The organism is Paenibacillus sp. LPE1-1-1.1 (genome assembly GCF_040676435.1).
In the GTDB taxonomy this organism is placed as follows: Bacteria; Bacillota; Bacilli; order Paenibacillales; family Paenibacillaceae; genus Pristimantibacillus.
In genome coordinates, this window is sequence record NZ_JBEGHY010000034.1 from 370,862 (window position 1) to 382,566 (window position 11,705).

10 protein-coding genes and 1 pseudogene are annotated in these 11,705 nt (G+C 44.2%); 9 read left to right on the forward strand and 2 right to left on the reverse strand.

Annotated features, from left to right (window positions below; genetic code table 11):
- Nucleotides 1–17 precede the first annotated feature (17 nt).
- Nucleotides 18–171: pseudogene (locus tag MRBLPE1_RS24775) on the forward strand (rhodanese-like domain-containing protein); the annotation flags it as partial.
- 17 nt (nt 172–188) lie between these two features.
- Entirely contained in the window at nt 189–398 is a 210-nt protein-coding gene (locus tag MRBLPE1_RS24780) for a hypothetical protein (RefSeq protein ID WP_364150536.1), read from the forward strand.
- 417 nt (nt 399–815) lie between these two features.
- Here MRBLPE1_RS24780 and MRBLPE1_RS24785 read toward each other — a convergent pair whose 3' ends face one another.
- Nucleotides 816–1,139: a 2Fe-2S iron-sulfur cluster-binding protein gene (locus MRBLPE1_RS24785; protein WP_364150538.1), complete on the reverse strand. Its 324-nt coding sequence runs from the start codon at nt 1,137–1,139 to the stop codon at nt 816–818.
- Nucleotides 1,140–1,431: 292 nt separating this feature from the next.
- Between MRBLPE1_RS24785 and MRBLPE1_RS24790 the strand changes: the two genes are divergently transcribed.
- From MRBLPE1_RS24790 to MRBLPE1_RS24815, 6 genes are all read left to right on the forward strand, one after another.
- A complete protein-coding gene (locus MRBLPE1_RS24790) occupies nt 1,432–1,833 on the forward strand; it encodes a VOC family protein (RefSeq protein WP_364150541.1) in 402 nt (133 codons plus the stop codon).
- Nucleotides 1,834–2,022: 189 nt separating this feature from the next.
- Nucleotides 2,023–2,385 carry a BlaI/MecI/CopY family transcriptional regulator gene (locus MRBLPE1_RS24795; protein WP_364150544.1) on the forward strand — a complete coding sequence of 121 codons (363 nt, stop codon included), beginning with the start codon at nt 2,023–2,025 and terminating at the stop codon, nt 2,383–2,385.
- A gap of 2 nt (nt 2,386–2,387) precedes the next feature.
- Nucleotides 2,388–4,343, forward strand: coding sequence for a M56 family metallopeptidase (locus MRBLPE1_RS24800; RefSeq protein ID WP_364150546.1), 1,956 nt, complete (start codon nt 2,388–2,390; stop codon nt 4,341–4,343).
- Nucleotides 4,344–4,977: 634 nt separating this feature from the next.
- Nucleotides 4,978–6,270 (forward strand): ATP-binding protein, encoded by a 1,293-nt coding sequence (locus MRBLPE1_RS24805; protein ID WP_364150549.1) that lies wholly within the window; start codon nt 4,978–4,980, stop codon nt 6,268–6,270.
- Nucleotides 6,271–6,409: 139 nt separating this feature from the next.
- Nucleotides 6,410–8,533 carry a serine hydrolase gene (locus tag MRBLPE1_RS24810; protein ID WP_364150551.1) on the forward strand — a complete coding sequence of 708 codons (2,124 nt, stop codon included), beginning with the start codon at nt 6,410–6,412 and terminating at the stop codon, nt 8,531–8,533.
- A gap of 197 nt (nt 8,534–8,730) precedes the next feature.
- Entirely contained in the window at nt 8,731–9,852 is a 1,122-nt protein-coding gene (locus MRBLPE1_RS24815) for an SGNH/GDSL hydrolase family protein (protein WP_364150554.1), read from the forward strand.
- Between the two features lie 83 nt (nt 9,853–9,935).
- Here the strand turns inward: MRBLPE1_RS24815 and MRBLPE1_RS24820 are convergent, their stop codons facing one another.
- Complete coding sequence (locus tag MRBLPE1_RS24820) at nt 9,936–10,547, reverse strand: DUF1349 domain-containing protein (protein WP_364150556.1); 612 nt, start codon at nt 10,545–10,547, stop codon at nt 9,936–9,938.
- Between the two features lie 158 nt (nt 10,548–10,705).
- Between MRBLPE1_RS24820 and MRBLPE1_RS24825 the strand changes: the two genes are divergently transcribed.
- Entirely contained in the window at nt 10,706–11,461 is a 756-nt protein-coding gene (locus MRBLPE1_RS24825) for a YheC/YheD family protein (RefSeq protein WP_364150560.1), read from the forward strand.
- Nucleotides 11,462–11,705 lie beyond the last annotated feature (244 nt).

Sequence of the window (11,705 nt, forward strand, 5' to 3'; positions counted from 1 at the left end):
GCCTGTACCAAGACAATGAGATCATCGTCTACTATGGCTCGGGCGTGACGGCTACGCCGAACGTTCTTGTCCTTCAGGACGCGGGCTTCCCGTAAGGTAAAGCTTTATGCAGGGAGCTGGAGTGAGTGGAGTTCTGACCCTATTTTGGATCTTGAAATTATTACTATGTAACTCCTGGAGAGATTGGCTTGACCAGTCGAAGCCTTATGAAAATTAAGGAAAGGAATGATCCTATGGGTGCGATTGAAAACACTAAGGTAGCAGCTGTGTTCGAACATTATCCGGAACACATTCAGAAGAAGTTGTTGTTTCTTCGCCAATTAATTCTGGATACTGCATCAGAGATAGATGGTATTGATCCCCTGGAAGAGACACTAAAATGGGGTGAACCTAGTTAAGTCACAAAAGGTGGAAGCACAATCAGAATTGACTGGAAAAAGTCAAGCCCACATCAATATGCAATGTATTTTAACTGTAAAACAAAGCTGGTTGACACATTCAAGGAGCTTTTTAGAGATATATTCAACTATGAAGGCAATCGGGCGATTGTGTTCGATGATAACGATGAAATACCAGTAGATGAATTGAAACAATGCATTTCATTTTCCCTCACTTACCATTCCAGAAAACATCTTCCAATGCTCGGCTTATGATAAATGGAGTGCTCGGTCCTATACAACAAATAAAGGGCCTGCGAGCCCTCTAACGAGGAACCCCAGCCCTTCAATTTACTAGCAATTAGCCTGATATACCCTTATCGTGATGATCGCAACTTACTTCTCCAACACCCTATACCGTGACAAAGAGTGGTTCGATCACTCCTGTGGACGAGTTCCGGGCTCCAAGCCTGTAGAGGTCGCTGTCTTGATAAGCCGGACCGTTACGTCACTATGCAGCCGAATTTGGCAAGATAGCCGGATGGCGGCGTCCTCGATTCCTTTGTTACGGAGGACTGTCGCTTCTGCCTCTTCTATCTCGCCCGCATCCCCGGAGAGCACCTCTACGGCGCATGTCGTGCACCTGGCATTACCGCCGCATCTGTGCAAGATGTCGATCCCGCTATCCTCTAATGCAAGCACGAGTTTCGTGCCTGCAACTGCCTGAATGGCGTCTCTTCCTTCTACTTGAACCGTCGGCATTGGCCATTCCTCCTCGGATTGTTCATCCTCATATTTACCCAACTCTGCTTATATTAAACCATTACCGTCGTGAATAAGTCCAATTCGCTAGCCATTTATTAAAAAAGAATCCGATAGTGGGAGCGATTGGAGATTGGATAGCGGGAATCCGGTTGCGATGGGGGAGTCGTTCAACAGGAAGTCGAATGATCAAAATCTGAAGTGTACCACCTTTCGCGAGTATTGAACAAGAACATTTGTTCTTATTTATGTATTATGCTATAATTTGGATATTCAGTAAGGGGGATGAGATGTGGAGGTTCGATTAGAGGGTATTACAGTGCTGGCAAACGATGTATCCGCCATGGCAGATTTCTATCGCGATGTCATTGGATTTAAAGCAGTGATCGAAGAGAACCATTATGTGGAATTCGGGAATAAGGGAGTTCGTCTCGCGATTTGCTCCAAACAACTGATGGCTGAAAACACGAACAAGCATTATTCCTTCATCGAAGAACGCAAAGGTCAGGCTTTCGAACTGAACTTTGAATGTAATTCTCCCAAGGCTGTCCGTGATCAGTATGAGGAATTTATTTCGAAGGGCGCTACGGCAATTTCTGAGCCAATGTCAATGTCATGGGGGCATACAACCGGATTTTTCGCTGATCCAGAGGGTAATATCCATTCTATCTTTACGGTCAATCCAACGGAATAAACAGAGATCAAGACTTTCAATTCGGATACATCGTCATGTAGGCTGTATGCCCTGGGCGGTGTATTTTTTATGCTCGAAGCCAATGGCATGCTTTTCAACCTTGCTCTCTCTTTACATTGACTATTCTGGTTTATAGTTATAAACTCATTGTATGGGTTTATAACTATAAACCGAATAGGGGAGGTTATAATGAGTAACTTGAAGCTATGTGAAAGTGATTATCGCTTTATGCTTGTCGTGTGGGAGAGTGAACCAGTGGCGTCGGGAAAACTGGTAACCCTATGTTCAGAAAAGCTTGGCTGGAAGAAGCCCACCACCTATACCGTGCTTCGGAAAATGTGTGAAAAGGGACTTCTTAAAAATGAGGATACCATTGTAAGTTCCATTATCCCAAAAGAGCAGATACAGGCGTATGAGAGCGAACATTTTATTGAGCGGACCTTTGAAGGCTCTCTGCCCCAGTTTCTCGTATCTTTTTTTGGCAATAAAGCCATCTCCAACAAGGAAGCTGATGAGCTTAAGCGCCTGATTGACGAGCATAAGGAGGGATAAGTATGGAAACGTTGTTTCTAAAGATACTTAATATGACCCTCACAGCAACTTATGTGATCGTCGCCGTGCTTCTCATCCGTCTGCTGCTGAAACGAGCGCCGAAGAAGTATTCCTATTTGTTGTGGGCTGTAGTTCTGTTCCGCCTTGTCTGTCCGGTGTCTATTTCTTCGGAGTTCAGCATCTTTAATGCTGCCCCCTTTGATATGACCGCGGCACAAAAGAGCGGCGAAGCGGCGCTAAGCTATGTGCCTTCAGATATCGGGTATATGGAGAATCCGGCAATGACGGTGGGCATACCGACCATGAACGTCATCATAAGTGAAAGTCTGCCTCCGGCTGCCCAGGCCGAAAGCGCGAATCCTCTGCAAATAGGGATACAGTTTGGCACAATCGTGTGGAGTTCAGGCGTCGCTGCATTGCTTATTTACGGCATAGTGTCATACATCCGCTTGAAACGCCGCATGGTCACAGCAGTCCGTCTGGATAACTACATATGTGAGGCCGACAACATTCGGTCGCCATTTATTCTTGGCTTTATCAAGCCGCGAATTTATATCCCCTTTGGTCTTCGGGAGCAGGAACGCGTCTACATCCTAAAGCACGAAGCTTACCATTTAAAAAGGAAAGATCACCTAATCAAGCCGCTCGCCTTTGTGGTTCTTGCCTTTCACTGGTTTAATCCACTTGCATGGCTTGCCTTCGCTTTGATGGCCAAAGACATGGAAATGAGCTGCGATGAAAAGGTGCTGTCGGAGACCGGTTCGGGCATCGCGAAGGAGTATTGCACGTCATTGCTCTCTTTTGCGGCAAACCGCCGCTTTCCATCAGCAAGCCCGCTGGCCTTCGGAGAGACAGGCATCCGAGAGCGCGTAAAAAATATCCTGCGTTTTAAAGCGCCGAAAAAACGAGTGATCGCCTTCTCTGCCGCTATCTGTATACTGGCTGTCGCCGTCTGTGCCACAAATCCAATCGTGAATGGGGCATTGAAAAAGGCTGGAGAACCGTATGGCAGCTATCACTTTGAAAAGCAGATATATATGAATCCACTGAGCTCGTTTATGGCTTTTGAAGGATTTAAGGAGTACTACGCACTTACCGAAAACTCGCTTATCGTAACCGACGAAGCGGGAAATCAACAGAAAATGGCCGCTGTCTATGAACGGGAAACTTTAGACGAGCAGGAGTTCAAGAACAGCTTTATGATGCCGGGCATGAATGCTCCTAATATTTCCGGGTATAAGGAGCGATTTCAATACGTCCTGAGCCATTCATCCGTAAATCCTGGTTATCGTCTTTATCTGCTGGATGGAGAGACATGGCTGGCGAAAATGCATAAAGATAACGCCAATCTCCTAAAGAGCGAATATATTTGGAGTATTTATAAAATTTCGAAGCTTGACGAGGAAATAGTTGAAAATGCTGCTATCGTGGGAACTCAGGACGGTGTCGATGCTTTTCTAGCTTTGCAAAAGGATTTCAAATCAGGCTATGACACAGACAAGTGCTATAACATCACACCGGCATCGATTGTAGAAAACTCTGATTATCGTATTTTCAAATACGATAAATCCTCCGCATCATTTTTGCTATATGGGGGAGAAGTCTATCCACTTGGTGAGTGGTTCGGCGGCCTTGGCGTAACAAGTATGGCTCTGGCCGACATGGACAGCGACGGGGTATCGGAATTGTATTTTACTTATTCATGGGGTTCGGGCCTTCATCGCTCGCATGCGGCTTATTTTAACCCGTCTGCCAAAGGAATTGTAATCTTACCATACACGCATTTGAATGAGGATATGACCCTCGTGGATAATCGTGACGGCAGCCTATCTCTTTATGAAGCAGCCATCTCAAACATGGCGGACTTTGCTAATTTTGATACGGAGAGAACCGACTTTATATCGGATATTGTTTATGAAAATGGGCAGATCTTATTAAACGCTGCTGCTAATGAGTGAACTCACAAACAAAGAGCCAATACAGCTACCCTTTGACAGATGGGACTGTATTGGCTCATTTTTGTGCTGCGTGATTTCAGTTTATTCATAAGTCAATCAAAATGAAAAAGGCAAAATAGGAATGAAGAAATATGAATAATGAAAGATACAAGTTTAAATGCAAGAAAAATTTCCCTTAATAAAAAATATTTTACGTTCATTCCATATGGAAAAGTGATAGATATTGCTTTTTAAAATATATATGATTTGTAAAGGAGATGTTCTTGCTGCTTAGTTCATAAACAATTTATTGGTTAAAATGGGGCTTTCGGCTGTTGCAAAACCTATGCTGTGTGCATTCAATGATCACCTGAAATTAAATCCTAGTAAGATCGTTGGAAACTGCCGGAATTAGCATTGACTAGGAAAATAAATTATCTTATACTCGGTCATATTAGGAGAATATTTTCCGATGTATAAGTTAGAAAGTTTAATATTTTTCAAATAGATCTTTTTATGTAAAAAAATTACAAAAATAATTCCCTTTAGATAAAACTCTACATAATGCGGATTTAACCGCTCTTAAGTTTTTTTAGAGCTATGCACCTAAGGATCGAAGCGACTTATAGGGGAAAAGTAGGGAAGTATGATGGGCATGGGCTCAAGCAGACAAGAAAAGTTCAATGGAAAACGTAACATTTTAAAAATAGTATTCATTTATGCACTTATTACAGGTCTGTGGATTGTAACGACAGACAATGTATTAGCTATATTTTTCAAAGATGCGGAAACGATAACTAGAATACAAACGTTAAAAGGCCTTTTCTTTGTCCTTATCATGGCTTGGTTGCTGTATGTGCTTATGAAGATTAATAATTTTAAGCGGAATCAAATAGAAGAAATGCTTCGTGACAGTGAGTCGAGATATCGGAAAATCATCAAGCTTTCACCAGAGCCTATAACGATTCATAGTGACGGTATTTTGATCTATGCGAATGATGCTGCGTTGAAAGTCGTTGGGGCAACCAGGATTGAGGAAGTAGTAGGAAAACCGTTTTTTGATTTTTTACATCCCGACTATCATGAAATGGAGATCGAACGAAATCAATCTATTATACCGACAGAAGAACGTTCGGAATGCATCGAGCAGAAGATTATTCGCTTAGATGGTGAAACTATAGACGTCGAAACATCATGCATCTGTATTGAAAAATATATGGGTAAACCCGTGATTCAAAATGTGATGAGAGATATCACCGAGCGAAAGCGAACAGAGGAAATGATTAGGAAGTCTGAAAAACTTTCCGTGGTAGGGCAATTGGCAGCGGGGGTTGCTCATGAAATTCGTAATCCCTTAACGTCTTTAAAAGGCTTTTTGCAATTATTAAATTCTAAAAATCTTGGTTATGAAAACTATTTTGAGATTATGCAGGCTGAGATCGAACGAATCAATTTTATTGTAAATGAGTTTATGATCGTTTCAAATCCACAGGTCGTCCGCTCGCTGGAAGAGAAGAATCTGGAAAGTATTCTTCGTAATATCGTAATGCTGCTGGATGCACAGGCAAATCTAATCAATGTACAAATCATAACCGAATACGATCGTAATATTCCCATAATGAAATGTGACGAAAATCAGCTGAAGCAGGTTTTTATTAACATCCTTAAAAATGCGCTGGAAGCGATGGATAATGGGGGAATCATCCGTATTCAAGTTAAAAATATTCAGCGTGATCAAATATTAATCCGGTTTATTGATCAGGGGGTTGGCATTCCTGAGGAAGAGCTGCCAAAGCTTGGCGAGCCGTTTCATTCTACCAAAGAAAAGGGAACGGGGCTCGGATTAATGGTAACGAATAAAATAATAGAAGGGCATAAGGGGAGTATGTCGATAAAGAGTAAAGTGAATCAAGGAACGACTGTCGATATCATCCTGCCTATTGAATAACCGAAGAAGCTAGAGTGCGAGGGAGACATCATGTCTTCCTCTTTTTTTTGCTTCCTAGTATTTCAAAAAGTGAAACCTCCCAATAAATGGATACGTAATAATGGTTTGTTACCTAAAATTTGGGAGAGGCAGTGTGAAAATGAGAAGATTTTTGTATTTTGCTAGAACTGCTCTATGGGCCAAATCGTTTGCTGTAGCCTTATTGACCGTATGTTTAATGACCTCAACCGTCTACGCCGCAGCGACGGAAACCGGAGGCGGAGGAAAACCAGTAGAGCTGAATGAGAAAAGCGCAGTAGAATTCCTCGATGGATTCTTTGCCTCGGAAGCCGCCAAACCCCATTATGCAGGCGCATCCGTCGTTGTCGTGAAAGACGGCAAGGTTATCGCGCAGAAAGGATATGGCGTTGCGGATAAGGAGACGAAAGAAGCAGTAGACCCAACGTCCACTGTTTTCCGGATCGCTTCGGTTTCGAAGTCCTTTACGGCCGTAGCAGCTATGCAGCTTATCGAGCAGGGCAAGATTAACCTAAAGGACGATTTTTTGAAGTACGTTCCAGACCTAAAAGTCGAAAATCCTTTCAACACTCCCGTTACGATCGAGCATCTGTTGACACACACGACGGGATTTGAAATCCGTGATCCGAATCAGGAAGATCTTCACCTGGATTTTGACAAAGTTGTCTCCATTCAAGACTATGTCCGCGCCAATTTGCCTCCGGTTGTCCGGAAGCCGGGCAGCTCCTATATGTATGATAATTTCGCTTCCATGCTGCTCGGGCTAGTCGTTGAGAAAGCAAGCGGCGTACCGTTCGAGACCTATATGGACCAAAATATTTTTAAACCGCTCGGAATGAACAACAGCGGCTTCAAACTTGAAGGCAAGCTGAAGGAGCAGTTGGCTGCAGGGTATGATGCGGCAGGCCAGCGAGTGGAGACTTACGCACTCACGCCAACAATTATGCCGCAAGGCGGAATGCTGACTACCGCCGAGGACGTCGGTAAATTTATGGTTGCTTTCCTTAATGGCGGAGCAAACGGATCCAGCCGAATTCTTGCCAATAACTCGGTAGATCAAATGGAAGTATATCGCTCAGCTATTCATCCGCTTTTGCCTGATACGACTTATGGATTTGAAGCTCCATTCCAGATTCCCGGTGCCGGAAGCAGTTCGAAAATCATTTCGAAGGGCGGCGATCTGCTAGATTTCAGTTCTTATTTATTTCTTATTCCCGAGCAGAATACCGGTGTATTCTTAACGTATAACCAACAAGGCATACTGCGCAACCTGTTTTATCCGCAGTTCATTCAGACCTTTTTCCCGCAATATGCGGCGCCCGCGAAGCTTGCTGACTACAAGGCATCGTCAAGCGACGAGCTGGAAAAGTTCAACGGCTACTATGCGGATCTACGGCTCCAAAGCATCGTATCGAGCCTGAAGACGGAGGATGCGGATCTGACGATTACCGACGCTGTTATCGGGCCTCGTAAGCTGCATCAAGTGGATGCCAATTTATTCGTCGATGAGCTGACGAAACAATTTACCGCATTCAAGGTGGATGAGAAAGGCAGCGTTCTATATATGAAAGAGCCTTATCTCAACCCGCTAGGCTATGCAAGCAAAGGGGTAACGCCTGCAGGCTTTACCGATGTGCCGAAAGAGCATGCTTATGCCGAGCAAATATTAACGCTGCAGTCGCTTGGCTATTATGCGAACGATGCAAGCAAAGCGTTCGGTCCGGAACGGCAGGTAACGAGAGGAGAATACGTGCAGTTTCTTTTGGAGTCGAACAATCTGAAAGGCAGCAAAACAACGGAGCTTGCTTTCAGCGACTTGGCAGGCCATCCTTCGGCAGCCTTCATCCAAGCAGCTTATGAGCTTGGCATGGTGAAGGGCAGCGGCACCGGGAAGTTCGTACCGGACCGCGCCATTACGCGTCAAGAAGCAGCGGTTATGCTGTGGCGCTTGCTAAGCGCTCAGTACCCTCAGGAGCTATTTAAAGATGTGAAGCTTGAAGGTAAAACAGATGCTTGGGCAGTTCCAGCCGTTCAAATGATGGTCGCTCTGGGCATCCATGGACCGGAGGTTCAAGTGAATGCAAAAGGAGCAGCGAATTACCAATCACGGAAGGTGTTAAACCAGCAGGAGCTGGCGGCCATTTTATTCACGCTGCTTACGCAGCCGACGGATCAGATTGCTGCGGCGCTCTCGCAAAGTGCACCGGGAAGCTTTAGTCCTGTCATTTTACCAAAGGCCTCATAGGGCCTCGAATCTTTAGGTACGAGTAACACAAGGGTTTATCAAAGAGCCTGCAATTTCGCCAACCGTAAGGGAAGCGCTAATGGCAGGCTCTATTTTTTACCTAGGCAAGCTTTACTGAACATCGAGAATCTTTCTATTTCCTATTAAAAGGAAACGGGTATAATTCAAACTAGAGGGAGAGTTAGGAGGAGCATAGGATGAAGCAAAATGAAATTTTAAAAGAGTATTCTTTATCTGATCTCGAACGTATAAAAGTTCATGGCAGGACAACAGGATGCCGTTCTCCATTAACCTTGTTTTGGACAGGAAGCGCAATTGAATTAAATGTTAAAAGCTCTGAGCTTTGGATTGAAGTAGAGGCAGACTATGATACGTATGAGCCTTGGATTAGTATCGTGATGAATTCTGTTCCTGTAAGCAGGCAAATGGTGACGGCAGGGAGACATTGGGTCTGTGTATTTCGGGGTATGAATGAAAATGCCATAAAGAATGTCCGGATTGTAAAAGACGTGCAGCCGATGAGTGCGGATCCAGCCTGCTCGCTGCAGATTCATGCCGTGAAGTTTAACGGGGAGCTTTTGCCGGTTGAGGAAAAACCCTATAAATTAGAGTTTATTGGTGACAGTATTACTTCAGGAGAAGGCGCAATAGGAGCTAAAGCCGAAGAAGATTGGGTTCCGATGTGGTTTAGCGCCATAAACAATTATAGCGCAATGACGGCAGAAGCTTTGAATGCAGAATATCGAGTAATTTCTCAAAGCGGATGGGGAGTATTGACAAGCTGGGATAATAATCCTCATGCTAATATTCCGGAATATTACGAGTATGTGTGCGGCCTGCTTACCGGAGAAAAGAATGAAGCATTGGGCGCTTTTAATGAAAATGACTTTGATGCCTGGCAGCCTGATGTTGTCGTGGTCAACCTCGGATCAAATGATGGGGGAGCATTTCTTACACCAGAATGGATAGATGAAAGCAATGGGAAAACGTATAAACAACGTTTAAATGAAGATGGCACCTATAATGAAGAAGATTTGGCATCCTTCGAGAAGGCAGTTGAGAACTTTCTCTTTAAACTTAGAAAATATAATCGAAATGCCCATATGGTATGGGCCTATGGCATGCTTGGCATGCCGCTCATGCCGGCGATCTACCGTGCTGTAGATTCTTATATCCGGAAAACAGGCGATAGAAAGATGTCTGTTTTTCAGCTTCCCAATATGACCGATGATACAAGAGGTTCAAGAAGCCACCCAGGAAGATCCGCCCATGAGAAAGCAGCGAAAGAGTTAGCGGAGTATATAAAAGGAATCATATGATATTGTGTTTAGAATACAGAGCATCGTGGTTGAAATAAAGAGAAGAGGTGTGCCTGGTCCCGGCGCGCCTCTTCCTTTTGGTTTTATGGGTTCACCGTTCGAATATCGCCAGAGATGCCTTGGACTAGCAGAAAATAGTCAAACCTTGCCTGAGCGCCGTCGCCGACCGGAGACTGCGCGACCACACCTACTTTGATCTCATCCGGGCAATCCAACCGGAAATAACGGACCAGCTTCCATTGCTCCCCGTCCATTGAATAGTGGAAGGCGAAGCAGTTTCCGGCCCTTGCCATTCGCAGATACGGCTGACTGGTTTCTGCTTTGGCGGAGATGCAATCATCCGAGCTCTCCTTGGTCACGACACTGAGGATGGAAGGATGATCCGCAAAAAACTCAAAGCAGAGCTTAGCCCAATGGGTGTCATCGGCCATGATCATCAAGCATCCGGAATCGTATTGCTGCTTCATTTCTACGCTGACTCTGGTGACCGCGCTAAAATCGCCTTTGACCTGAGTATACAAAAAAGGAGCGGAGGATTTGACATTGTCCCCTGACGGATCAATAAAAAAATCGGCAACGGCTGGTGCAGAGACGATTAATGCCCGATCGGCGTCAAATTCCCAATGGTCCGGTTCATTTATCCAGTTCAGTCCCGCTTGCAAAGATTGGCCGGAGCAGCTATCAAATAAGTTCATGGATACACCTCTGCTTTGTATGTGGTATATTTCTCTACTATTTTATTTAATCATATGTTTTATTTCAACAATTTACCATTAGGTTGACGCAATAGACAAGAGCACGAGCAATCTTTAATAGCCCCTCATATGCTAGAGAAAGGGGGGATTTTGACATTATGGGTTATCGAAGTACATCGGTTAAGAGCAAATGGGTAAAAACGAAGTGGCTGCTTAAAAAAGCAAATATACGAAAATATGTTCCTCATACATTACTCTTTAACCGAAGCAATCTTAGCAGTATGCTTTCTCAGTATTCAACCGTATTTTTCAAACCTACCGGCGGCACGGGCGGCTTTAATATTAATCGTATAAAAAAGCTGGAGAAGGGCTATCAAATTCAACACAACGCAAAGAAAAACCGTTACGCGACAGTAAAGGCTCTCCATGGCCAATTGAAGAAACGTGCATCGGGGCAATCCTATTTGCTGCAGAAGGGCATTCAACTAGCCGCTGTAAAAGGCAGGCCCTTCGATATTCGCGTCATGGTTCAAAAATCGAACGGCGGCGTATGGAAGAGCACTGCGATTTTCACGAAAATAGGAGTGTCCGGCAAAGTCGCGACGAACTACCATCAAGGCGGCGAGCTGGGGTATTTCCGGCAAACGCTGTCTAAAGCAGGCTTCAGCAAGAACACTATCGATCGGAAAGAAAACGAGCTAAAAAACCTTGGCAAATCTGTCGGCCAATTATTTGACAAACATAGCAGCGGATTTCGAGAGCTGGGTCTCGACGTTGCTTTAGACAAAAAAGGCAACGTTTGGATTCTTGAGGTGAATACAAGACCCCAGTTCTATCCGCTGAAGCAAATGAAAGATAAAAGCATGTATCGCAGCATTATGGCCTATGCCAAGCAATACGGAAGAAAAAAATAGAAACAAAAGCGGAGCATTTGTAATGGTTCAATTAATAGATGAATGACTTAATCAAACAGTGAATAAATCGGGTTGCCTTGTCGAGGGCAACTCTTTTTTTTGTCTTAACCAGCTCGCACGCAAAAGTGAAATTCGACTGCTCCTTACAGTGCTGCAAAGGAATTTTATTTACAAATGACGAATTTATCCAATATTATTTCTGCTCGCGTTGTCGATTCTGAGGCAAATGGTTCGTCGTCTATAT